The sequence below is a fragment of the Proteus vulgaris genome (genome assembly GCF_011045815.1).
Lineage (GTDB): Bacteria > Pseudomonadota > Gammaproteobacteria > Enterobacterales > Enterobacteriaceae > Proteus > Proteus vulgaris_B.
This window is the reverse complement of the sequence record NZ_CP047344.1, coordinates 2,925,472-2,950,924: the sequence shown is the minus strand read 5'-3', so window position 1 is coordinate 2,950,924 and position 25,453 is coordinate 2,925,472. Positions and strand designations below refer to the sequence as shown.

At 37.3% G+C, this 25,453-nt stretch carries 20 protein-coding genes and 1 other RNA gene; 14 read left to right on the top strand and 7 right to left on the bottom strand.

What is annotated here, in order from left to right:
* Nucleotides 1-5: 5 nt before the first annotated feature.
* The 8 genes from aceF to GTH24_RS13950 all read left to right on the top strand — a co-directional run bounded on the left by aceF (nt 6) and on the right by GTH24_RS13950 (nt 9,992).
* Complete coding sequence (gene aceF, locus GTH24_RS13985) at nt 6-1,868, top strand: pyruvate dehydrogenase complex dihydrolipoyllysine-residue acetyltransferase (protein ID WP_072069247.1); 1,863 nt, start codon at nt 6-8, stop codon at nt 1,866-1,868.
* 201 nt (nt 1,869-2,069) lie between these two features.
* Complete coding sequence (gene lpdA, locus GTH24_RS13980; protein WP_072063363.1) at nt 2,070-3,497, top strand: dihydrolipoyl dehydrogenase; 1,428 nt, start codon at nt 2,070-2,072, stop codon at nt 3,495-3,497.
* Nucleotides 3,498-4,012: 515 nt separating this feature from the next.
* The gene (gene acnB / locus GTH24_RS13975; RefSeq protein ID WP_072069246.1) at nt 4,013-6,610 is read left to right on the top strand and encodes a bifunctional aconitate hydratase 2/2-methylisocitrate dehydratase; all 2,598 of its coding nucleotides are present in this window, start codon (nt 4,013-4,015) and stop codon (nt 6,608-6,610) included.
* A 136-nt stretch (nt 6,611-6,746) separates the two neighbouring features.
* The gene (locus GTH24_RS13970) at nt 6,747-7,118 is read left to right on the top strand and encodes a YacL family protein (RefSeq protein WP_072069245.1); all 372 of its coding nucleotides are present in this window, start codon (nt 6,747-6,749) and stop codon (nt 7,116-7,118) included.
* Nucleotides 7,119-7,209: 91 nt separating this feature from the next.
* Nucleotides 7,210-8,070, top strand: coding sequence for a small-conductance mechanosensitive channel MscS (mscS, locus tag GTH24_RS13965; protein ID WP_072069244.1), 861 nt, complete (start codon nt 7,210-7,212; stop codon nt 8,068-8,070).
* A gap of 110 nt (nt 8,071-8,180) precedes the next feature.
* Complete coding sequence (locus GTH24_RS13960) at nt 8,181-8,405, top strand: hypothetical protein (RefSeq protein ID WP_072069243.1); 225 nt, start codon at nt 8,181-8,183, stop codon at nt 8,403-8,405.
* Nucleotides 8,406-8,546: 141 nt separating this feature from the next.
* The gene (gene argO, locus GTH24_RS13955; protein WP_164526540.1) at nt 8,547-9,170 is read left to right on the top strand and encodes an arginine exporter ArgO; all 624 of its coding nucleotides are present in this window, start codon (nt 8,547-8,549) and stop codon (nt 9,168-9,170) included.
* Nucleotides 9,171-9,257: 87 nt separating this feature from the next.
* On the top strand, nt 9,258-9,992 hold the full coding sequence (locus tag GTH24_RS13950) for an oxidative stress defense protein (protein WP_072069241.1): 735 nt from the start codon (nt 9,258-9,260) through the stop codon (nt 9,990-9,992).
* Between the two features lie 74 nt (nt 9,993-10,066).
* Here GTH24_RS13950 and GTH24_RS13945 read toward each other — a convergent pair whose 3' ends face one another.
* Nucleotides 10,067-10,966, bottom strand: a complete 900-nt coding sequence (locus GTH24_RS13945) for a LysR family transcriptional regulator ArgP (protein WP_072069240.1) — start codon at nt 10,964-10,966, stop codon at nt 10,067-10,069.
* A 161-nt stretch (nt 10,967-11,127) separates the two neighbouring features.
* Between GTH24_RS13945 and rpiA the strand changes: the two genes are divergently transcribed.
* Together rpiA and serA are read left to right on the top strand one after the other, a co-directional pair.
* Entirely contained in the window at nt 11,128-11,784 is a 657-nt protein-coding gene (gene rpiA, locus GTH24_RS13940) for a ribose-5-phosphate isomerase RpiA (RefSeq protein ID WP_072069239.1), read from the top strand.
* A gap of 272 nt (nt 11,785-12,056) precedes the next feature.
* A complete protein-coding gene (serA, locus tag GTH24_RS13935; protein ID WP_072069238.1) occupies nt 12,057-13,307 on the top strand; it encodes a phosphoglycerate dehydrogenase in 1,251 nt (416 codons plus the stop codon).
* 71 nt (nt 13,308-13,378) lie between these two features.
* Here the strand turns inward: serA and GTH24_RS13930 are convergent, their stop codons facing one another.
* From GTH24_RS13930 to zapA, 6 genes are all read right to left on the bottom strand, one after another.
* Entirely contained in the window at nt 13,379-15,472 is a 2,094-nt protein-coding gene (locus GTH24_RS13930; protein WP_164526539.1) for a type I secretion system permease/ATPase, read from the bottom strand.
* Nucleotides 15,473-15,517: 45 nt separating this feature from the next.
* Complete coding sequence (locus GTH24_RS13925; RefSeq protein WP_164526538.1) at nt 15,518-16,879, bottom strand: HlyD family type I secretion periplasmic adaptor subunit; 1,362 nt, start codon at nt 16,877-16,879, stop codon at nt 15,518-15,520.
* 2 nt (nt 16,880-16,881) lie between these two features.
* Complete coding sequence (locus tag GTH24_RS13920; RefSeq protein WP_072069237.1) at nt 16,882-18,942, bottom strand: peptidase domain-containing ABC transporter; 2,061 nt, start codon at nt 18,940-18,942, stop codon at nt 16,882-16,884.
* 122 nt (nt 18,943-19,064) lie between these two features.
* Entirely contained in the window at nt 19,065-19,658 is a 594-nt protein-coding gene (locus tag GTH24_RS13915) for a 5-formyltetrahydrofolate cyclo-ligase (protein WP_164526537.1), read from the bottom strand.
* A gap of 172 nt (nt 19,659-19,830) precedes the next feature.
* Nucleotides 19,831-20,014, bottom strand: a non-coding RNA gene (gene ssrS, locus GTH24_RS13910) — 6S RNA.
* A 110-nt stretch (nt 20,015-20,124) separates the two neighbouring features.
* Nucleotides 20,125-20,454 carry a cell division protein ZapA gene (gene zapA, locus GTH24_RS13905; protein WP_036934918.1) on the bottom strand — a complete coding sequence of 110 codons (330 nt, stop codon included), beginning with the start codon at nt 20,452-20,454 and terminating at the stop codon, nt 20,125-20,127.
* Between the two features lie 176 nt (nt 20,455-20,630).
* On the opposite strand from zapA, the gene GTH24_RS13900 reads away from it, so the two are divergent.
* The 4 genes from GTH24_RS13900 to ubiI all read left to right on the top strand — a co-directional run bounded on the left by GTH24_RS13900 (nt 20,631) and on the right by ubiI (nt 25,194).
* Nucleotides 20,631-21,209, top strand: coding sequence for a YecA family protein (locus GTH24_RS13900; RefSeq protein ID WP_072069235.1), 579 nt, complete (start codon nt 20,631-20,633; stop codon nt 21,207-21,209).
* Nucleotides 21,210-21,260: 51 nt separating this feature from the next.
* The gene (gene pepP, locus GTH24_RS13895; RefSeq protein ID WP_072069234.1) at nt 21,261-22,571 is read left to right on the top strand and encodes a Xaa-Pro aminopeptidase; all 1,311 of its coding nucleotides are present in this window, start codon (nt 21,261-21,263) and stop codon (nt 22,569-22,571) included.
* Between the two features lie 13 nt (nt 22,572-22,584).
* Nucleotides 22,585-23,757, top strand: a complete 1,173-nt coding sequence (gene ubiH / locus GTH24_RS13890) for a 2-octaprenyl-6-methoxyphenyl hydroxylase (protein WP_072069233.1) — start codon at nt 22,585-22,587, stop codon at nt 23,755-23,757.
* Between the two features lie 201 nt (nt 23,758-23,958).
* Complete coding sequence (gene ubiI / locus GTH24_RS13885) at nt 23,959-25,194, top strand: FAD-dependent 2-octaprenylphenol hydroxylase (protein WP_164526536.1); 1,236 nt, start codon at nt 23,959-23,961, stop codon at nt 25,192-25,194.
* Nucleotides 25,195-25,453: the final 259 nt, after the last annotated feature.

Here is a 25,453-nt window from a genome sequence, read left to right as displayed (position 1 = left end):
AGTGAATGTCTATTGAAATTAAAGTCCCAGATATCGGTGCTGATGAAGTTGAAGTCACCGAAGTGATGGTGAAAGTGGGCGACCGTATTGAGGAAGAACAATCCTTAATTACTGTAGAAGGCGACAAAGCCTCTATGGAAGTCCCATCACCACAAGCGGGTGTAGTGAAAGAGATCAAAATTGCTGTGGGCGACAAAGTCCAAACAGGTTCTCTTATCATGATTTTTGAAGCAGAAGGTGCCGCGCAAGCTGCACCAGCTCAAGCAGCAGCTCCTGCACCAGCAGTAGCGCCTGCAACCGCAGAATTAAAAGAAGTTCATGTACCTGATATCGGTGGTGATGAAGTTGAAGTTACCGAAGTGATGGTGAAAGTGGGCGATAGCATTGCTGAAGAACAATCACTGATCACTGTAGAAGGCGATAAAGCTTCTATGGAAGTTCCAGCTCCATTTGCTGGCGTAGTAAAAGAAATCAAAATCGCAACTGGTGATAAAGTGAGCACTGGCTCTCTTATCATGGTATTTGAAGTTGCAGGTAGCGCACCTGTTGCTCAAGCACCAGCTCCAGCTGCATCTGCACCAGCAACATCTGCTGTGAAAGAAGTGAATGTTCCAGATATCGGTGGTGACGAAGTTGAAGTTACTGAAGTAATGGTTAAAGTAGGTGATTCCATTTCTGAAGAACAATCACTTATCACCGTTGAAGGTGACAAAGCTTCTATGGAAGTTCCAGCACCATTTGCAGGTGTGGTTAAAGAGATCAAAATTGCAGTGGGCGACAAAGTGAAAACTGGCTCACTGATCATGACGTTTGAAGTTGCCGGTGCAGCTCCTGTTGCTCAAGCACCAGCTCCAGCAGCAGTCGCGCCAGCAAGTTCTGCACCAGCAGCACCTGCAAAAGCACAAGCAACTGCACCAGTAGCAAAAGAAGAATTCGTTGAAAATGATGCTTACGTTCATGCAACACCTGTTATTCGTCGCTTAGCGCGTGAATTTGGTGTGAATTTAGCGAAAGTGAAAGGTACTGGTCGTAAAGGCCGTATCTTACGTGAAGACGTTCAGTCTTACGTGAAAGAGTTAATTAAACGTGCTGAATCAGCGCCAGCGAATGCAGGTGGTGGATTACCAGGCATGTTACCTTGGCCAAAAGTTGACTTCAGCAAGTTTGGTGAAATTGAAGAAGTTGAATTAAGCCGTATCCAGAAAATCTCTGGTGCTAACTTAAGCCGTAACTGGGTAATGATCCCTCACGTAAATCTGTTCGATGAAGCAGATATCACTGAGGTTGAAGAATTCCGTAAACAGCAAAATAAAGAAGCAGAGAAGAAAAAACTGGATGTTAAGATCACTCCGTTAGTCTTCGTGATGAAAGCTGCTGCAAAAGCACTGGCAGATATGCCACGCTTTAACAGTTCTATCTCTGAAGATGGACAGAAACTGATCCTGAAAAAATACATCAATATTGGTATTGCTGTAGATACACCTAACGGTTTAGTTGTTCCTGTTTTCAAAGATGTTAACAAAAAAGGCATTATTGAGCTGTCTTATGAGTTAGCTGAAGTTTCTAAGAAGGCACGTGCAGGTAAATTGACCGCTGCGGATATGCAAGGTGGATGTTTCACAATTTCTAGCCTTGGTGGTATCGGTACTACCGGTTTTGCACCAATCGTTAACGCACCAGAAGTTGCGATTATGGGACTTTCCCGTTCTTCTATGAAACCTGTATGGAATGGTAAAGAGTTCGTACCACGCTTGATTCTACCAATGTCATTATCTTTCGATCACCGCGTGATCGATGGTGCTGACGGTGCTCGATTCATCACTCTGATTAATCAGTACATGAGCGATTTACGTCGTTTGGTAATGTAATTATTTAAACCGGTGCTTAGCGCCGGTTTCTCTGATTACGATGATGGATTTTACAGTCATACATCTTAGGTTGTGAGATCCGTCATGTTAGAGCGCTTTTCAGTTTATTAACATTTCTGTAAACTGCATGCGGTATGTAAGTCTCGGTGTTAAATATGGATTTTCGTCTGACTCGCCGGACAAATAAATAATGAGGTCACGATGAGTACTGAAATTAAAGCACAGGTAGTGGTTCTCGGTGCAGGCCCTGCGGGTTATTCCGCGGCGTTCCGTTGCGCTGACTTAGGTTTAGAAACAGTTTTAGTTGAACGTCACTCTACATTAGGTGGTGTTTGTCTGAACGTGGGTTGTATCCCTTCTAAAGCGTTACTCCACGTTGCTAAAGTTATCGAAGAAGCGAAAGCATTATCTGAACACGGTGTTGTTTTTGATGCACCAAAAACAGATATCGACAAAATTCGCATCTGGAAAGACAAAGTTATTTCTCAATTAACCGGTGGCTTAGCGGGCATGGCTAAAGGCCGTAAAGTGACTGTTGTTAATGGCGAAGCACGATTCACTGGTTCTCACACATTGTCTGTTGAAGGTGGTGAAGGTACAACTACCATCACTTTTGAAAATGCAATCGTTGCTGCCGGCTCACGTCCAATCGAATTACCATTTATTCCACATGAAGACCCAAGAGTATGGGATTCAACAGATGCACTGCAACTGAAAACTGTACCAGAGCGTTTACTGGTTATGGGTGGCGGTATCATCGGTCTGGAAATGGGAACGGTTTATCACTCTCTGGGTTCTCAGATTGACGTGGTTGAAATGTTTGATCAGGTTATCCCTGCTGCTGACAAAGACGTGGTTAAAGTATTTACCAAACGTATCAGCAAGAAATTTAACCTGATGCTAGAAACCAAAGTTACTGCGGTTGAAGCAAAAGAAGATGGCATCTACGTAACGATGGAAGGCAAAAAAGCCCCAGCAGAACCACAACGTTATGATGCAGTATTAGTTGCTATCGGTCGTGTGCCTAACGGTAAATTACTAGACGCAGGTAAAGCGGGCATCGAAGTTGATGATCGTGGCTTTATCCATGTTGACAAACAAATGCGCACTAATGTACCTCACATCTTTGCTATTGGAGACATTGTTGGTCAACCAATGCTGGCTCATAAAGGTGTTCATGAAGGTCATGTTGCAGCAGAAGTTATTTCTGGTAAAAAACATTACTTCGATCCTAAAGTTATCCCATCAATCGCTTATACTGAACCAGAAGTTGCATGGGTTGGTATGACAGAAAAAGAAGCGAAAGAGAAAGGCGTTAGCTATGAAGTGGCTTCTTTCCCATGGGCTGCATCAGGCCGTGCAATCGCATCAGATTGTGCTGATGGTATGACTAAACTAATTTTCGACAAAGAAACTAACCGTGTTATCGGTGGTGCAATTGTTGGTTCTAACGGTGGTGAACTGTTAGGTGAAATTGGTCTGGCAATCGAAATGGGTTGTGATGCTGAAGATATCGCATTAACTATCCACGCTCACCCAACGTTATACGAATCAATTGGTATGGCTGCGGAAGTATTTGAAGGTAGCATCACTGACCTGCCAAATCCAAAAGCGAAAAAGAAAAAATAAGCGACTTTTTTACTGGAAACAGTTTTGCTGAAAATAGCTTTACTGAAAGCAGTTTACTAAAGTAGTTTAAATGATAAGGGCTAAGTTCTTTATGGAACTTGGCTCTTTTTTTATATTTTTTATTGAAAAGCTGATTGTCTTCTTTGGTGTGATGCGGGTTATTTAGTGTGAATGATGTTTATTTAACCGTAAATTTTACTTTAGTGCTAATTCGGGTGTGAAAAAAACTATAAAAAGTGTGGTTATTAACCAAAATCTTGGTTAAAAGTCTCTGTTATATATTTTGTTTAAGTGTTTTAATCTGAATAAGTGGATATTTGAATCTGATTAATGTTACTTTTATGTGAACGAATTAACATCGTGTTGAAGATTTGCTATGCTGATAGCCCTTAGCTGGGCATAATTTCACAACCTCTTATGTTTTATGCGAGCAAAAGATCCTCTGACCTGGCACCTTATTAACAAGGTGCAGACAGCCGGGTTATACAAAATGACAAAGAAGCGAGGAGACAGTCGTGCTAGAAGAATACCGTAAGCACGTAGCAGAGCGTGCAGCTGAAGGTGTCGTTCCAAAACCTCTCGATGCCACACAAACAGCCGCACTTGTTGAGCTATTAAAAAATCCCCCTAAAGGTGAAGAAGAATTTCTTCTTGATTTAATTGTTAACCGTGTTCCACCCGGAGTTGATGAAGCTGCCTATGTTAAGGCGGGTTTTTTAACTGCCCTCGCGAAAGGCGAAACCACATCCCCCCTTATCTCGCCAGAAAAAGCCGTTGAATTATTAGGTACCATGCAAGGTGGCTATAATATTCATGCTTTAATTGAATCTCTGGATAACGATAAATTAGCCCCAATTGCAGCTAAAGCGCTTTCACATACCTTATTGATGTTTGATAACTTCTATGATGTTGAAGAAAAAGCCAAAGCAGGCAATGAGTATGCTAAACAAATTATGCAATCTTGGGCTGATGCAACATGGTTTACTGAACGTCCAGAATTAGCAGAAAAAATAACTGTTACCGTATTTAAAGTCACTGGTGAAACTAATACCGATGACTTATCTCCAGCACCAGATGCCTGGTCTCGCCCAGATATTCCATTACATGCTTTAGCCATGTTAAAAAATGCGCGAGAAGGGATTGAACCTGATCAGCCGGGTAGTGTGGGTCCTATCAAACAAATCGAAGCATTAAATAAAAAAGGCTTCCCACTAGCTTATGTTGGTGACGTTGTAGGGACGGGTTCTTCTCGTAAATCAGCGACAAACTCTGTACTTTGGTTTATGGGAGATGATATCCCATTCGTTCCTAATAAACGCGGTGGTGGAGTTGTTCTCGGTGGTAAAATTGCACCTATCTTCTTTAACACTATGGAAGATGCAGGGGCATTGCCTATCGAAGTTGATGTTTCTAAATTAAATATGGGTGATGTTATTGATATTTACCCATATAAAGGTGAAATTCGTAACCATGAAACGAATGAGTTGCTAGAAACCTTTGAGCTGAAAACAGAAGTATTAATTGATGAAGTTCGTGCTGGTGGTCGTATCCCATTGATCATTGGTCGTGGGTTAACGTCAAAAGCACGTGAATCATTAGGCTTACCAATTAGCACACTATTCCGTCATGCTAAACCTGTTAAAGAAAGTAACCGTGGTTTCTCACTAGCTCAGAAAATGGTAGGTCGTGCTTGTGGCCGTACAGGTATTCGCCCTGGCGAATATTGTGAGCCAAAAATGACCTCTGTCGGTTCACAAGATACAACGGGTCCCATGACACGTGATGAGTTAAAAGACTTAGCTTGCCTTGGTTTCTCTGCTGATTTAGTGATGCAATCATTCTGCCATACTGCGGCTTATCCAAAACCGGTAGACGTCACAACGCATCACACTTTGCCTGACTTTATTATGAACCGTGGTGGTGTTTCACTGCGTCCGGGCGATGGTATTATCCACTCATGGTTAAACCGTATGTTATTACCTGATACTGTTGGTACAGGTGGTGACTCGCATACTCGTTTCCCTATTGGTATCTCATTCCCTGCAGGTTCTGGCCTAGTGGCTTTTGCTGCCGCAACTGGGGTTATGCCATTAGATATGCCAGAATCTGTTCTGGTACGTTTTAAAGGTGAAATGCAACCGGGTGTGACACTGCGTGATTTAGTTCATGCTATTCCTTATTACGCAATCCAAGATGGTTTACTGACAGTTGAGAAAAAAGGTAAGAAGAACATTTTCTCTGGTCGTATTCTTGAGATTGAAGGGTTACCAGAGCTGAAAGTAGAACAAGCATTTGAGCTTGCTGATGCATCAGCAGAACGTTCAGCGGCAGGTTGTACCATTAAACTGGATAAAGCGCCTATTATTGAGTACCTGCAATCTAACATCATCTTATTGAAATGGATGATATCTGAAGGTTATGGTGATCGTCGTACTATTGAACGCCGTATTACTTCAATGGAAAATTGGCTGAAAGATCCACAATTACTTGAAGCGGATGCGGATGCAGAATATGCCGCAGTGATCGAAATTGATTTAAATGAGATCAAAGAGCCAATTCTATGTGCCCCTAACGATCCAGATGATGCTCGCCTGTTATCTGAAGTAGCAAACAGCAAAATTGATGAAGTATTCATTGGTTCTTGCATGACTAACATTGGGCACTTCCGTGCAGCGGGTAAACTGCTTGATCAACATAAAGGTCAATTACCAACACGTTTATGGGTTGCTCCACCAACAAAAATGGATGCCGCACAATTAACGGAAGAGGGCTATTATAGCGTCTTTGGTAAGAGTGGAGCACGTATCGAAGTACCTGGTTGTTCACTATGTATGGGGAACCAGGCGCGTGTTGCTGATGGTGCAACGGTTGTTTCAACCTCAACACGAAACTTCCCCAACCGTTTAGGTACAGGTGCAAATGTGTATCTTGCTTCAGCAGAACTTGCGGCAGTTGCTTCATTATTAGGTCGTTTGCCTGAGCCACAAGAGTATCTCGACTTTATGAATAAAGTCGATGAAACAGCAGAAGATACTTATCGCTATCTGAACTTTGATCAACTTGCTCAATATACGGATAAAGCAGACCAAGTTATTTTCCAAACAACGGTATAACGATTAATTTATTGCTTTAAACGTATTTAATATGAACAAACGGGAGGCTAATGCCTCCCGTTTTTTGTTATTTTTGTCATAATAAGAATAGGGTATTTTTTATTTAAAAGCGAAAGCTTAATAAGGGGCGTACACCATGGATTATGAATTTCAGCGAGATCTCACTGGCGGTATACTAGCCCGATTTTCGATGGATCATGAAGCAATAGGTTATTGGTTGAATGATGAAATTCAGGGCGATATTAATCTTATAGACCAAATTCTTGAAGAAATGGAAGGCATTAAAGGTAGCGAAAGACAATGGGAACTCATCGGTAAAGAATATAGCCTTTCGATTGATGATGAAGAAGTGATGGTCAGAGCGAATACACTCCATTTTGAAACAGATGAAATGGAAGAGGGCATGAGCTATTACGATAACGAAAGCATTGCTTTTTGTGGTTTAGACGATTTTGCTACCATGTTACAGAAATATCGGTTATTTATTCTGGAAAATAGAGGGAATTAACAATTCCTATTTATTTATGAAATAAATATGCCACAATATACTATTGAACAGCTATTCTTCTTATTACATTTTAAGTCTTAAAGGTGGTCTAATGAATGAATTACCCGCGAGTTTAGATGAAGCAACAGGTTGGTTTGTTGCGAATCAAGATCTCTTTATTCAATATGCTGTGAATATTGTTGCCGCATTTTTGATCCTATTTATTGGTCTTTTTGTCGCAAAAATGATCGGTAAAGGTGTCGCAAGAGTTCTTACATTGCGCCATATTGATGCTACTGTTGTGACATTTTTATCTGTTTTAGTTCGTTATACAGTTGTTGCTTTTACCTTAATTGCTGTATTAGGACGATTAGGCGTACAAACAGCCTCCGTTATCGCAGTATTAGGTGCTGCAGGTTTAGCGGTAGGCTTAGCATTACAAGGTTCTCTGTCTAACTTTGCGGCAGGTGTATTAATTGTTATTTTCCGCCCAATTCGTACTGATGAATATGTGATGATTGGTGCAGTTGAAGGTACGGTGAAAGATGTACAAATTTTCTCAACCACACTGTGTTCAGCGGATGATAGAATTATTGTTATTCCAAATAGCAAAATTATCAGTAGTGAAGTGATCAACTTAAGTCGTGAGCCAAATCGTCGTACACAAATTATTGTTGGTGTGGCTTATGATGCTGATATCGATAAAGTAAAACAAGTATTGGGTGATGTTGTTGCGAAAGACAAACGTATTCAACATGATAAAGGCGTGACTATCCGTTTACATGAAATGGCACCGTCTTCATTAAACTTTGTGGTACGTGTTTGGACAACCAATGGTGATGCATGGCCTGTATATTGGGATCTAATGGAAGATTTTAAACGTGCATTAGATGCAAACAATATTGGAATTCCATTCCCACAAATGGATGTTTATATGCATCAAACACAAAGTGCGACAGCGAAAGCAGAATAGTCTCACAAGAATAGATGACACAGAGCCACGTTAATAACGTGGCTTTTTTGTATGATGAGAAAGGAAGAATAATGAGATAACACAGATTAGAAAGGGATTGGGGATTAAAGATGGAGATAATCTTAAGGAGTTTCTTTTTTGTTTTTCATTATGTTGAGGGCTATCTTGTTTTCTCTTTGGCTCTATTATTATTGTGGTATTCACATAAAGCAGTTAAAAAACGAACATGTATTATCTTATTTATTACCGCATTAATTGTGGTAATGCCTCATGTTGTTATCTGGTCTAATTTTATTTTTATGTTATTAATGAATATGGTTATTTCATCTTATTAATCTTAGTGAGATTTTTATTTTTTCCATATTTTATGATCATTAGTTTTTCTTATTAACAATAAGAATGATTCATTTCCTCTAATATCAAAATCCCTCTATTATTCAGCTAATTCCTAACGAATAATTATTAAGGTATTTTGCATGTTTACAACTTTTATTCAGGGTTTTTTATTAAGTGCAGCTATGATTTTACCGATAGGTGCACAGAATGCTTTTGTTTTACAGCAAGGGAGTAAAAAACAATTTCATTTAATGAGTGCATTTTTATGCGCTTTAAGTGATGTTGTATTGATAACAGCAGGTGTTTTTGGTGGTAGTGCATTACTTAGCCAATCAGAAACGCTTTTATTCTTGATCACATGGGGAGGAGTGGCATTTTTACTTTGGTATGGTTGGAATGCATTTAAAACCGCTTTTTCAAAAGATATTGAATTATCACAAAATGAAAATCAGGTAAAAAGTCGTTGGCGTGTGATTGTGACATTAATTGCCGTAACTTGGCTTAATCCTCATGTTTATTTAGATACTTTTGTTGTGATAGGTAGTATTGGAGGACAATTAACCTCAGATCTTCGACCTTGGTTTACAATTGGTGCGGTATTTGCCTCTATAAGTTGGTTTTTTGCATTATCACTACTTGCGGCTTGGTTTTCTCCCATATTAAGCAAAACACGCTCTCAACGTATGATTAATTTGTTTGTAGGATGTGTGATGTGGTTTATTGCTGTTCAATTAGCTGCACAAGGATGGAAAACCCTCTTTTAATCTTAAAGAACTTTACATCATATATGCTAATGTTCTTCTTAGTCCTAAAAACAGGGCATTAAAATTAATCTTGTCAGGGGGTTTTTTGTGAAATTAAGAGCGATTGTATTAGCATCCGTGTTTACGCTGGGATTACCTTCCATTGCACTAGCCGCTTCGGAGCCAGAAGGACCACATATTACAACATCGGGTAATGCGACAATTAAAGCGGCTCCTGATATGGCGACATTAAATATTCAGGTTAATGAAAGAGCAAAAGATGCAGCTCAGGCTAAGAAACTAGTCGATGAGCGTGTTGCAAAATATTTTGCCTTCTTAAAAGAAAATGGTGTTGTGAAGGAAGATATCGACGCCGCTAATATCCGTACTCAACCAAACTATGAGTATGATAAAAAAGCAGAGCGTTCGGTGATTAATGGTTATACAGCAACACGTACTGTGAATGTCAAAATTAAGAAATTAGAACAGCTTAATACGTTACTTGATGGCGCATTAGCTGCGGGTTTAAATGAAATTAATAACGTTGAGTTTGGCGTAAATAATCCAGAACAATACAAAGTAAAAGCACGAGAAGTGGCCATTAAAAATGCCATTGATCAAGCAACTTCTGTTGCAAAAGGTTTTGGTGCAGATTTAGGTGCAGTCTATAGCGTAAGCTATCGTGCGCCAGAGGCGACACCTTATCCAATCGCACAAGTACGTATGGATGCAATGGCATTAAAAGCCCAAGCTCCAGCGGCAGTGCAAGAAACTTATGAACAACAAAGTATCGAATTTAAAGATTATGTGGATGTTGTTTTTGAACTAAAACGCACTAAATAATCATGTTACGGTAAAAATAAAATAGGCTTCTCAGAGAAGCCTATTTTTTGTGTTAAAAGATGATAATAGTCGTGTTACTCTTCACTTTGTTTTAAAACCTTACGGCCAAAATCAATCAGTGCATCTGTCACTTTTCTCATCGTTCTACTTTCTGGTGCAAAACGGTGCCAATAAAGCATACGTCGCTGGCAAAGTCCCGGAGTTAAATCAACCAACTCTCCACTCTTTAACTCATTAGCAATTTGTAGATGAGGGATCATGCAACATGTTGAACCTTGTTTTGCTAATTGCACAAATGCTTCAGAAGAATTAACAATATGGCAAGGCACGCTGCCTGGAGATAAACCAAAGTTTTGCTGTAAAAATGCCTGATGCATATCATCAAGATGGTCAAATGCAACTGCAGGGGCTTTTAATAACGACGACTTAGTGACGCCATTTGCAAAATAACGCTGAGCAAAATCAGGAGAGGCTACAAATAGATAATCAAGAGCGCCTAATTGATCAACAAGGCAACTTGGTAATGCTTGTGGCTGAATACTGATTGCACCAACTACTTCGCCTCGTCTTAAGCGTTCTTGTGTTCGCGTTTCATCTTCAACTTGTATATTAAGCCGAATAGGCAGTTGTGTTAAAACTGGATGCAAAGCAGGTAATAACCACGTTGCCAAACTATCAGCATTTACCGCCAAAGAGAGTAAAAGCGGTGTGGAGCCACTATTTTCATCACCTAACCATTGTTCTTCAAGTAATTCTACTTGATGCAATAATGCCAATAGTTTTTGCCCTTGCTCTGTAGGTTGAGGGGGAACAGTACGCACTAATAGTGGTTGGCCGAATAAGTTTTCTAATTGTTTAATACGCTGTGAAACGGCAGATTGTGTAATACATAACTTTTGTGCTGCTCTTTCAAAACCACGTTCGCGAATGACGGCATCAAGGGCTTGTAATGCTCGATAATCAGGGCGTTTCATTAACAGACTCTCTTTGATTTTATATTCTGTTGCTTACTATGCCATATTTTTTGTTGTAATGAGTTAAAATGTTGCTTCTCAGTTTTTGATGTGTCTCGTGCTAGTTTTGAATGCAATATGCTATTCTTAGTCCATTAACGTGATAAATAAGGTTTTTTTAAATGACTCAGGATGAATTGAAAAAAGCAGTAGGTTGGGCGGCGCTTGAATATGTAAAACCCGGTACTATCGTGGGAGTTGGAACAGGTTCCACAGCTTCTCATTTTATTGACGCATTAGCGACAATGAAAGGCCAAATCGAAGGTACGGTATCAAGTTCAGAAGCATCAACGGCAAAACTAAAAAGTTACGGCATTCCTGTTTTTGACTGCAATGAGGTTGATTCTTTAGATATCTATGTTGATGGTGCTGATGAAATCAACCACCAGATGCAAATGATCAAAGGTGGCGGAGCTGCATTAACGCGAGAAAAAATTATTGCAGGTGTGGCAAAAACATTTATCTGTATTGTTGATGAATCTAAACAAGTCGATGTATTAGGTAAATTCCCACTACCTGTTGAAGTTATTCCGATGGCACGCTCTTATGTAGCTCGTGAGTTAGTTAAATTGGGTGGCTTACCTGAATATCGTGAAAACGTGGTAACAGATAATGGAAACGTTATTTTAGATGTTCATAACTTAACAATTCTTAACCCTATTGAACTGGAAAATAAAATTAACAGTATTCCTGGTGTAGTTACAGTAGGATTATTTGCTAATCGTGGTGCAAATGTTGTTTTAATGGGAACGTCTGAAGGCGTTAAAACGATTAAGTAAGATGACTAAAAAGAGGTGGCTATGGCGACCTCTTTTTAAAATTATTTTAGAAACTGCAAATTCAGTGATATATATCACACCATAGTTATATCTCTCTTTAAAATCCTGCCTTTTTCAAAGTCAAAATCATTTTACTCGGTAGAAAATCGCTTTCTTTATTGCTTATTCTGTCATCACTGCAATCGGTTGTATTGCCACAAACTCTATTTTTGTTATGTTGTTGAGACAGGATTTTGTTTTTCATTAAATGTAACAACGATAGGGCAGGGTAAATGGTCAAAGTATCTTTGGAAAAAGAAAAGATAAAGTTTCTACTCCTTGAAGGTGTGCACCAAAGTGCAGTAGAAAATTTAAGAGCGGCGGGTTATACCAATATTGAATATCACAAAGGTGCGTTATCGGACGAAGAATTAAAAGAAGCTATCCGTGATGCACGTTTTGTTGGTCTTCGTTCCCGCACTCATTTAACAGAAGAAATTTTTGCAGCTGCTGAAAAATTAGTTGCTGTAGGATGCTTCTGTATTGGGACCAATCAGGTTGATTTAGATGCGGCCTCTCGTCGCGGTATCCCTGTTTTCAATGCGCCTTTCTCAAACACTCGTTCCGTGGCTGAGATGGTGCTAGGTGAATTACTGTTATTACTGCGTCGTATTCCGGAAGCAAACGCGAAAGCCCATCGTGGTGTTTGGGATAAGCAAGCTAAAGGCTGTTTTGAAGCACGTGGTAAAAAACTGGGTATCATTGGTTATGGTCATATTGGTACACAGTTAGGTATCCTGGCTGAAAGTGTAGGTTTAGATGTTTATTTCTATGATATTGAAAACAAACTGCCACTGGGTAATGCAACACAAATTCGTCATCTGTCTGAACTATTGAATATGTGTGACATTGTCAGCTTACATGTACCAGAAACACCATCAACAAAGAATATGATTGGTCATGAAGAAATTCAGCGCATGAAACCAGGTTCAATTCTTATCAATGCTTCTCGCGGTACTGTGGTTGATATTCCTGCATTAGCACAAGCGTTAGAATCAAAACATTTATCTGGTGCTGCCGTTGACGTGTTCCCATCAGAGCCTGGTGCAAATAACGATCCTAACGATCCGTTTGTCTCTGAACTTATTAAATTCGATAATGTGATATTAACGCCACATATCGGTGGTTCAACACAAGAAGCGCAAGAAAATATTGGTTATGAAGTTGCAGGTAAATTAGCTAAATATTCAGATAATGGCTCAACGCTATCTGCGGTTAACTTCCCTGAAGTTTCATTACCAAGCCACGGCGATGATGTAAACCGTTTACTGCATATTCATGAAAACCGCCCTGGTATGATGAATAGCATCAATAATGTGTTTACTGAACAAAACATCAACGTGGCAGCACAATTCCTGCGAACTTCAGGTAATGTAGGTTATGTTGTGATTGATATTACAACTCAAACCAAAGCTCAAGCAGAGTTAGTATTGCAACAAATCAAAGCATTACCAGGTACTATTCGTGCTCGTATGCTGTACTAATTATTGATGTAATGATCAGTAATATATTGAAGGCTCGATATTTCGAGCCTTTTTTGTTTATTTAAACATTATTATTGAACTTGCTGTTTCCATAATTGGTAATAAAGCGCTCTATTTTCAAGCAAATCCGAATGAGTTCCTTCTTCCAATATTCGTCCTTTATCTATGACATAAATATAATCTGTATACACTAATGTATTGAGACGGTGTGCAATGCTAATTACGGTTCTATTTTTACAAATCTGAGGTAAACTTGCCAAAACTTGTGCTTCAGAGATGTAATCTAATGCTGATGTGGCTTCATCTAAAATAAGAATACGAGGATTTGTTAATAAAGCTCTTGCCAGTGCAATACGTTGGCGTTGGCCTCCTGATAAGTTAGTCCCTCTCTCTCCGACTTGAGTGTTAAATCCCAAAGGAAGTTGCTCAATAAACTCTAGAGCTCCTGCAAGTTGGCATGCTTCTATTAATTCTTTTTTACTTGCATTGGGTTTTGATAAACGAATATTTTCGACAATAGAACCACTAAATAAAAAACTTTCTTGTAGAACAATGCTAATACTTTGGCGTAATGAGAGAGGATCGGCGATAGCTAAATCCATGCCATCAATATAAATTTGTCCTTGTTGAGGAGTATAGAGACGTTGAATTAAACGTGTAACGGTACTTTTTCCTGAGCCAGAGCGACCTGTAATACCAATAAATTGGCCAGCAGGAATAGAGAACGAGAGCGATTCAATAACATCTGGCGTATGATCGGTATAACGAAAATAAACATTTGAAAAATCAATACGACCTATGATTTGGGGTACTGTTACTAACCCATTATATTGGTGTTCTGTCGGTGTATTTAAAATCTCACCAATACGACGAAGAGAAATCGTAGCTTGTTGAAAATCTTGCCAGCATTGCGCTAAACGTAAAATAGGTTGTGTGATATGCGCAGTAAAGAGATTAAATGCAATAAGTTCACCTACTGTCATTTGTGCATTAATAATTAAATTAACACCTTGCCACAAAATAATCGCTGTTGTAATTTTATGAATGATAAATATAAGCTGTTGAGCTAATAAATTTTTTTTAGTTGCTGAAAATCGTTTGTTAATATGATCGGCAATTTTATATTGCCATTTGTCGATAAAAAGATTTTCTGTTGCTGTAATTTTGATGGTTTCTATACCAGTAATTGTTTCGGTTAATAAACTGGTATTATCAGCATTAGCTTGATATTCCTGCTCCACCCAATAACGAATAATAGGGCCAAGGATCAGCCAAAGTGTAAAATAAAGAATTAATGCACCTAATGTTACCCAAGTTAGTGGTGCGGAATAAGTAAACATCACAGAAATAAATATAATAATAAAAATTAGGTCGAGCACTAACATTAATGCGGAACCAGTAATAAATTGACGAATATGTGAAAGCTCTTGAATACGTGCAATTATTTGGCCTGATTGTCTCTGGTTAAAAAAGGAACTCGGTAAGCGAATAAGATGTTGATAAATTTTGCCTGAAAAATCAGCACTAAATTGGCAAGAAATAAATGTATACAATTTGTCTCGTAGAAAAAGATAAACAGGTTCAGTGATTGCGATTAAGAGTAATAAATAACCTAATAGATGTAAGTTTGATAAATTTCTTCCAGTTAATACCTTATCAATTAATGTCTCAAAAATTAAAGGATTCACTAATGCGAAGAGTTGACTACAACTTGATAAAATAAAAACCAGTAAGAGTGATTTTTTTTGTTTTAAAATAGTAGAAATAAACCAGTTAATATTAAATTTATTACGCAATGATGTGTGTTGTTTATTGATTATGAATACTGTACTTAATTTTTGTTTTTTATCTATTTTATATTCTATGATAATATTTCTTTTAATATCAAATATTATTAAAAATCCTTCTCTTTTTTCTTTTAAAACATACCATTTATTGTTTATTTCAACAAGAGTATCAATAAGGTGATGTTTTTTATCCTCATAATCAAGAATATCTAATTTACATTTTAAATTAAGTAATTGAGCAGCTTCTAGAACATTCCATTTATTAAGTGAATTATCCTTTCCAAGAAAGTGAAAAACATTCTCACTTTTTATATTTCCATTGTTTTTTTTAGAAAAATAAATTAATCCATCAATAATAGAGTAATTGTATTTTTTCATTTTTATAATATTATTTATATATTTCATGATATTAAATACCCGATCTTATTTTTCAGTCAGTGCGTTATGTCGATAAACTTCTATTGGGCTTAAAACATAATCAATAACACGGCGTTTATCCGTAATTATCTCGGCGACTAAAGACATTCCTGGGGTAAGCTGATAGTACTGATTATTCTTTTCAATAGTTTGTTTATTTAATTTAATTGTAGCGGGGTAAACTAAACCTAATTGTTCATGTTGAACAGAATCTTTAGCGATATTAATAATTTCACCTTCCATTGTGCCGTAACGAGTATAAGGAAAGGCATCTATTTTTATCATTGCTTTTTGCCCTATGTGAATAAAACCGATATCTCTATTGAGAAGATTAATCTCTGCAAAATTCTCTTGATGTTCGGGAACTATCGTCATGACACTTTGTGAAGGTTGTAACACACTGCCGAGTGTATAAATAGAAATTTGTTGTACTGTTCCTGTGATGGGTGAACGTACGGTTTTGAGTTTCTGTCGCTTTTGGAGGTGATTAAAATTTTGAGTATAAATTAATAACTCGCTCTCATATTTTTTATATTTATCATGCCATTCTAATTTTTTTTGTTTTTCTAATTGGTTTAAATTTTCATATAATTGTTTTTCTTGGTTTTTAATAATATGAAATTCTGAATTTTTTATTATTATTGAACGATTTATTTCTAATAGCTCTTTTTCGCTTTCAAGATATTCCATTTTGCTAATTATTTTTTTATTATAAAGATCTTCTTTAATAATAAATCGTTGCTTTATATTGTTTTGTATCTTTTTTAAAGACAATAGATCATTATAAGTTAGTGTTTGATTTTTATTATTTACTTCAATTTCGGTTTCTAATACATTTATGTTGCTATCGAATTCATCTTTTTCTTTCTGATAACCTGACAAGATTGATTTTTTTATTTTATTATCTAATTTATTAAAATGATAAAGATTTTTAGGTGATACTTCTTGGCTCAAGGCTTGATAGCGAATTTTAAGTAATAGTAGATCATCCCTTTTTTTTCTTATTCCTTTAATTTCTTCATCAACACCCAATATATCAAGTGTCAATAAAGCATCACCTTGATTAACTTTTTGCCCATCTTTTACATGAAGAATAGCCAATCGGCTAGGTTCATGTATTTGAATTATTTGGGAGCGACCAGTAACTACAAGCTTACCTGTTGCAGGGGATTGCACATCTAACTTTCCAAAATAAACCCACAAAATAAAAGCCAAAATACTGAGTGAAATGGTAGAAGCAATGTAACGGCTATAAGGAGTTAATGGTTTTTCTATAAGAGCTATATGATTAGGATAAAAATCATAGTGGAGCGGTTTTTTATTAAGTCGAAAGGCAGTCAATAATAAGTGTTTTATATTTAGTTTCATGCTCAACATCCTTGTTGAATTTGCCAAAGTTTTTTGTAATCACCGTTATTTTTAATTAAAGCTTCGTGTTTCCCTTCCTCCACAATTTGCCCCTTACTTAACACAATAATACGATGACAATCTCGTATTGTTGACAGGCGATGAGCAATGATAATTACGGTTTTATTTTTTGTGATAAGTGGAAGGTTGTTTTGAATAATTGCTTGAGAATCATCATCTAAAGCGCTGGTGGCTTCATCAAAGATCAAAATTTTAGGTGATGTTAATAAAGCTCTAGCAATAGCGATACGTTGACGTTGCCCTCCTGATAAGGAGGTTCCTCCTTCAGTGATCAAGGTGTCATATCCTAACGGTAATTTTAAGATAAACTCATGTGCGCCTGCGATTTTTGCAACATTAATAACCTCTTCTAAAGAAGCTTGTGGGTGCATTAGTTTAATATTGTCAAAGATCGTTAAGTGAAATAAAAAATTTTCTTGTAGTACGAAACCAATTTGTTGGCGTACACACTTTAAATGAAGTTGTAATAATGGAATATTATCAAATTTTATACAGCCTGATTGTGGTGTATATAGGCCCGAAATTAGGCGTGCCAAGGTACTTTTCCCTGAACCTGAAGTTCCTACAATACCAATAACTTCATGTTTTTTTATCTGTAATGAAATATTACGTAAAATAAGCGGTGTATTGTTTTGATAACAGAAACTTACGTTATCAAACGTAATGTCTCCTTGAAGTTTGGTGTTTGATCCTTCGATATTTTGCTCGTTAGGTAGATTAAGAATATCTTGTAAATTATAAATGGCTGTTTTTGCTCTGATGTATTTTCCCCAAACATCAATAGCGATTGCTAACGGTTGTAGGCAATATCCTAGTAGCATAATAAAGGCAATCAGTTGACCAATTGTCATTGAGTGTGAAATCACTTCATAAGCACCTAGCCATAGCAGTAATGCCGTTGTTGTTTTATTGATAAATAGCACAATGAAGCGGGAGAGCGAGTCTATACTCTGAAGTGTTAAGTTTTTATAGGTAAGCTGATGAATTTGTGTGTGCCATTGTTGTGCAAATCGAGGCTCCAGAGAAAGGCTTTTAATGGTTTCGATGCCACTTAAACTTTCGGTAAGAAATGCCGTATTGGTCGCTATTTTTTGATAAAGCTGCTGAACGGCTAATTCTATCTTTGGTGCAAGCAATTTAGCTAAAATAAAATAAAGAGGAATGGTTGCCATAAAAAAGAATGTTAGCTTTATGGATAAAATTGACATAACAAAGATAAATATAAAGATAAAAGATAAATCTATAAATAACATTAATAATGTATTGGTAATAAAGTCTCTAATAATATCTAACTCTTTTACTCGAGTTACAATGATCCCTGTTTGTCGAGATTTAAAGTAACTTATGGGTAATTTTAATAAGTGGTTGGCCATTTTTAAACTTAAGCTGATATCAATTTTATTTGCGGTATGATGATACATATATTCTCTAATGCCTTTCAAAATTCCTTCTGAAATAGCAATAAAGATTAATCCAATCACTAATACATCAAGTGTTGATAATGCTTGATGTATAATTACTTTATCCATAATAATTTGTGTAACTAAAGGGCTAGCCAAAGATAATAATTGTAAGATTAATGAATAGAATAAAATACGATAAAAAATAGCTTTATATCGTATAAACACAGGGAAAAACCATTTGATATCAAAATGATGTTGTTTTTTAAAATCAAGGTAATAAACATGATTTTTACTTATGTTAATGATTTTATCTTTATTAACTTTCTCTATTTTATGAGTTTGATAATTATAAATGAGAAAATTATTATCACTTTGCTTTAATAATATGAATAGATGTTCATTTTTGTCATAAAAAATAATTTTATGATTAAGTTGTTTTTTAAATACAATTGATAGTTTTATTTTTTTTAATTTAAATTCATATTCTTTTTCTAAAGATTTTATAGTGTGGTTGTTTTTTATTTCTATTTCTTTGTTTTTAGTTAGGTTGATAATAATGTTAATGCATTTTATAAGATGAACATCTTTTTCATTTTTCATTTAAATAAAAATACCTTTAGATTGATTTTGGATATAAAAAGGTATTTAAAATTTTTTCTAAAATAAAAAATATAAAAAAACACAGATATTATTCGGTGTTTTAAAATGAGTTGTTCAGAATATTAAAAATTCCATATTTTTTCTGGGGTGATGATCTCAGGTAATGGAACATCCCAATTTGCAATAGGAAGATGTTCAACTTGTTGGCAAGTATGAGCAAGCCCTATTGGATAAAATGATTTTTGTTGCCAATTTTCTAACGTTCTATCGTAAAAACCGCCTCCCATACCTAATCGTTGGCCTTGAGCATCAAAAGCCACTAATGGTGTAAAAATAATATCGATGTCATCTGGAGGAATAACTGCATTTACATTTAAAGGTGGTTCTGAAATCGCAAAGCGATTTTTCACTAAAATAGTGGTTGGTGTATAACGTAAAAAAAGAAGATGATAGCGATGAAAAGGGTGTAAAACGGGCAAACAAATCTGTTTCTTCATTTTCCATAATTGTGAAATCAAAGGCGATGTATCAATTTCACCATCAAAAGAGAGAAATAAGGCAAGAGTGTGTGCATGTTGAACTTTGGGGTGACTAAGAACGCGTTCACATAATTGATGAGCGGCTTGCTGCTGCTGTTGTGATGTGAGTAAACGTCGTTTTTGGCGAATTGCTTTACGTATCTCATCTCTTTGTTGAAACAGTGACTTCTGAGTCATTCTTCAATCCATCAATCAGTGGTGATCATTAAGTTGGAATTATCATTTTAGTCAATTTATCACACTTTAGAGGTAAGAAAGCGAAGAAGTTGAAGAATTAAGGAATTAGAGGCATAAAAAAAGTTTTAAATGTTAGGTATTTATAAAATACTTAGCATTTAAAACTTTAGTAGAGGTCTCCAAGATGCCGCCGTAGGCTGTAACCCTTGAACCCATGGTCCAAGGTGAACATAGTGTTGTTACCATTAGGCTGCCTGAACGAATCAGGTATGCTCACAAGTGACAGATCACCACATTCTATGTGTTTCGAATATCGGCTCAGGGGACTGGCCCACTGGCAAACATCTCAGAGAAATTTGGTGGATGCTGTTAAGCACCTTATCTATGAACTATTGTATTATTTTAATTGTAGAAAGCAACCTATTATCTGTGAATTTCGTGGCGTACGCATGCTTTCTGAACAAATCTACTTCGCAGTTGAAAAAGTGCGATCATGGTGCTTGCCTTGATCGTGTAAAGCTTGTTCAATAGATTGTTGTAGCATTTTTATCTTCTCTTCCATGTTGTAGGCATAGTCTCTAGTTTTTAACTTTTCTTCTGCCAACTCATGACTCATATTTAATGCCACGATAAAAATTAAGTGCTCTGTATTGGAAACACCACTGCGTTCTTTGAGATCTTGTAATCGTTGTTCAAGTTCAGCAGCAGAAGCCAGTAAAGCATCTTTTTGTTCTGGTGGGCAATTGACACGTAATGAGCGCCCAAAAATTTGAAGTTCAACGGGTTGTGCGGACATGATTCCTTCCTGACATAAAATCTGTGCTACGTGTTGAGTAGTGTATACGGTTATAACGCTGTATTAAACGCTATTACTACAAAAATTCCAATGATTAACATGGCTTAACTGGTACAGCGACTTCTATTGATGGTAGCATATCTTGAACTATTCCCCTAAATGCGACGTTTATTCTTATGTCAAAACAAAACACATTACCAAATTATCAATCTATAGATGCTTTATTACAGCAACATACTGTGCCTTTAACGGCAGCTGAAATGCACGGATTGATTACAGGATTTATTTGTGGCGCTGTGCGCGACAGTAGTTGGAAAACCTTATTGCATGATTTAACCAATGAAGGTTTAGCTTTTCCTAAAACATTATCAGACTCACTCGAAGCGCTTTATCACATTACTTACGAACAACTTGATGACAGTGTATTTAACTTCTCGATGTTAGTTCCTGACGAATCCGAATCCGTTTTTCTAAGAGCCGATGCCCTTGCTGGGTGGGTTAATCATTTTCTTTTAGGTTTGGGTGTTGCACAACCTAAATTATCTGAGCATAAAGAGTTGACTGAAGTTATCACCGATTTGCGTAATATTGGTGCGCTAGGTTATGAAGAAGATGAAAACCAAGAAGAACTTGAAGATGCGCTAGAAGAAGTCAGCGAATATGTGAAAGTATCTGTTCAACTTTGTTATATCACTTTTGTCGCACCAAAAGACAAAGAAAATAGTGAACAGAATGAGCAACGTATACTACATTAGTTTTATCATTCATTAGATAATCATAAAGATAAACGAAAGACAGGAGTGGGTATGAATAAGCAAGAATTTTTATCCCGTCGTCAGGCATTATTAGCTCAAATGAAGCCTGCGAGTGCAGCTATCTTTTTTGCCGCACCACCAGCGCAACGTAATGCGGATAGTGAGTATCCTTATCGCCAGCATAGTGATTTCCTTTATCTAACTGGTTTTAGCGAGCCTGAGGCTATCCTTGTGCTGATTAAGAGTGATGAAACACATAACCATAGTGTGCTCTTTAATCGCGTAAGAGATTTAACGGCTGAAATCTGGTTTGGTCGTCGCCTTGGACAAGAAGCAGCACCTGAAAAGTTAGGTGTTGATAAGGCACTTCCTTATGAAGATGTTGGTGAGCAACTTTACCAATTATTAAACGGATTAGATGTTGTTTATCATGCTCAAGGTGAATATGCATTTGCTGATGAAATCGTTTTTAATGCATTAGAAACCTTAAGAAAAGGCTCTCGCCGGAATTTAAAAGCACCTCAAGCTATTATTGATTGGCGTCCTATCGTTCATGAGCTGCGTTTATTTAAATCTGACTTTGAACTTGAATTACTGCGTAAGGCAGGAAAAATTACAGCGTTAGCACATACTCGAGCGATGCAAAAATGTCAGCCGGGTATGTATGAATATCAGCTTCAAGGTGAAATAGAACATGAGTTTGTTTCTCATGGTGCTCGCTTCCCTTCATATAACAGTATTGTAGGTAGTGGTGAAAATGGTTGTATTCTTCACTATACCGAAAATGAAACCAAAATGCGTGATGGGGATTTAGTACTTATTGATGCAGGCTGTGAATATGAAGGTTATGCAGGTGATATCACCCGCACTTTTCCTGTTAATGGTAAGTTTAGCCGTCAACAACGTGAGATTTATGACATTGTCTTAAAATCCATCAATGTGTCTTTAGAATTGTACAAACCTGGTACAAGCATCAAAGAAGTCACTGAGCATGTCGTGTATATCATGGTCGAAGGATTGGTTAAACTGGGCATTATGCACGGTGAAATCGAACATCTTATTGAAACAAAAGCCTATCAGCGTTTCTTTATGCATAGCCTAAGCCATTGGTTAGGCCTTGATGTTCATGATGTGGGTCATTATGGCACAGATCGTGATCGTATTTTAGAACCAGGCATGGTACTGACTATCGAGCCGGGGTTATATATCGCGCCAGATGCCGATGTACCACAAGAGTATCGCGGTATTGGTATTCGTATTGAAGATGATATTGTTATCACTGAAACTGGCAATGAGAACTTAACGGCTTCTGTCGTTAAAGATCCGGATGAAATTGAAGCTCTGATGGCAGGAAAAATTTAAGGCTAAGATCAGTATGAATGTGATTATTGTGGGTGGTGGAATGGCGGGTGCAACATTAGCACTAGCACTTTCTGCATTAAACAAAGGCAATATTTCAATTTCGTTAATTGAAGCAAGAGAGCCTGATAATGGGCACCCTGGATTTGATGCTAGAGCGATTGCATTAGCCCATGGAACAGCAAAGCGGTTATCACAAATTGGGCTTTGGTCAATATTAAAACCTTTTGTTACCCCCATTAATCACGTTCATGTCTCAGATAAAGGCCATTGTGGTTTTGTTAATATTCATGCACAAGACTATGATATATCCGCACTGGGTTATGTGATTGAGTTGCATGACGCAGGGCGACAACTTTTTGCCAAGCTAAAAAAGCAATCTAATATCACGCTTCATTGCCCAGCTACAGTTGAACAAGTTCAGCGTAATATAGATTGCGTTGAAGTAACGCTTGATAATGGTACGCAATTAACAGGTGATTTACTGATTGCAGCAGATGGTACAAACTCGCCGATAGGCCACCAATGCCATATTCAATGGCAACGTGAGCCTTATCATCAAGTCGCCGTAATTGCTAATGTCAAAACAGAAATAAACCCAGAGGGAAAAGCTTTTGAGCGTTTTACTGAATTTGGCCCATTAGCCATGTTACCGATGAGTGAAGGGCGTAGTTCATTAGTGTGGTGTCATCCGATTGAAAAATGGGATGATATTTCACAGTGGGATGATGAAACAACTATCGCACATTTACAACGTGACTTTGGCTGGCGTTTAGGAAAAATAGAGCATATTGGTAAACGAAATTGCTATCCTTTAGCGTTACAAAAAGCCAATCAAATTATTAGTCACCGTTTAGCCTTAGTAGGTAATGCATCACAAACACTCCATCCTATTGCAGGACAAGGCTTTAATCTTGGTTTACGTGATGTTATGGCACTCGCCAATACGCTCACTCAAGCGATTAATACTAATACTGATATTGGTAGTTACCGAGTGCTCTCTCAATATCAACAACTTCGCCAACAAGATAGAGAAAAAACAATCTCTATTACTGATGGGTTGGTGAAAGTGTTTGCAAATCGTTGTGTGCCACTGGTTGTTTCTCGCAACTTAGGGTTAATGACGATGGAGTTGCTCCCAATGATGAGAGATAGATTGGCGCATCAAACACTGGGCTGGACAGACTAGAGCGTGTTGATCTTTAATGGTCAATTTTCATCCGAATCTATAGGGCTGTTTTTAACGTCTATTTTTATTTTAAGAGGTCATTGTTAATATCAATCAATCCCTAAAATAGTAAATAGTTTGCTTTATAAATTTTTTTTTTTGTAAAAATGAGCAGAAAAGAACAGCGCGCTCTAAAAAAAACGCTTTTTAGGATATTTTATTATGAAATCATTTGATGTTGTTATTGCTGGTGGTGGAATGGTTGGGCTTGCATTAGCCAGCGGATTACACGGGTGTGGATTACGTATAGCGATAATAGAAAATCACCCAGTAACAAAACATTTTCACCCGCAAGATGATTTTTCATTACGGGTATCCGCTATTAATACTGCCAGTGAAATGTTGCTGAAAAAATTAGGTATTTGGGAAAACTTAAATGCTTTACGATCAACGCCTTACCAAGGTATGGAAGTCTGGGATCAAGATAGTTTTGGCCGTATTGAATTTTCGGCACAAAAAGAAGGGTTCAGCCATTTAGGCTCTATTATCGAAAATAACCTCATTCGAGAAGTGCTTTGGCAAAAATGTGAAAGCCACAGTGATATAACCTTCTATTCATCGACACAAATTGAACGTGTTGTTTGGGGTGAAAATGATGCATTTATTACCCTTAATGATGGTGAAATGTTGACGGCAAGATTAGTTGTCGGAGCTGATGGTGCTAATTCATGGTTACGCAAACATGCAGATATTCCTCTGACTTTTTGGGATTATGAACATCATGCATTAGTTGCTACTATTCGTACTGAACAACCCCACGACAATGTTGCTCGCCAAGTCTTTCATGGTGAAGGTATTTTAGCATTTCTACCTCTTTCTGATCCTCATACTTGCTCTATTGTTTGGTCTTTACCAAGCCATCTAGCTGAACGCTACAAAAATGCAGATAAAACCTTATTTGAGCGCACATTAGGTGTGACATTTGATATGCGTTTGGGTCAATGTGAATTAATCAGTGATCGCATGACAATACCATTAACTGGTCGCTATGCACGCCAATTTGCAGCGCCTCGTTTAGCGTTATTAGGTGATGCGGCACATACTATTCACCCTTTAGCTGGACAAGGCGTTAACCTTGGTTTTATGGATGTTGCAGAGTTAATTGGTGAGATCCGCCGCTTAAAAGCAGAAGGGAAAGATTTTGGTGAATATCTTTATTTGAGACGATTTGAGCGTCGTCGCAAACATGCGGCCGCTGTAATGTTAGCCAGTATGCAGGGATTTCGTGAACTTTTTGCCGGAAATAATCCTGTCAAAAAATGGGTTCGAGATATCGGCCTTTCGTTAGCGGATAGTTTACCGGGCGTAAAACCAAAGTTACTTGAACAAGCAATGGGTCTTTCTGATTTACCTGAATGGTTAAGTGATAAAAATTTCACTTCAGTTGAAAAAATCTAATTCCTCCCTTATTTCACATTACTTTTATTTATATCTGACTGAAGAAATAGAACTAAAAAAATCTATTTTTTCAGTCTATTCTTTGCACTAATTCCTTTTTTACAGGAATTCCTCGCTAAAAATGAGCGCTGATACGCATAATTGCAATCATTAGTTCTGCATACTCATATCTCTCTATTATGATTGAGAGACACAATACCCTATTTTAACTTATGGTTTATTTTTTCTGGCAATGCTAAGTTCAAGAGGATGGTATCGT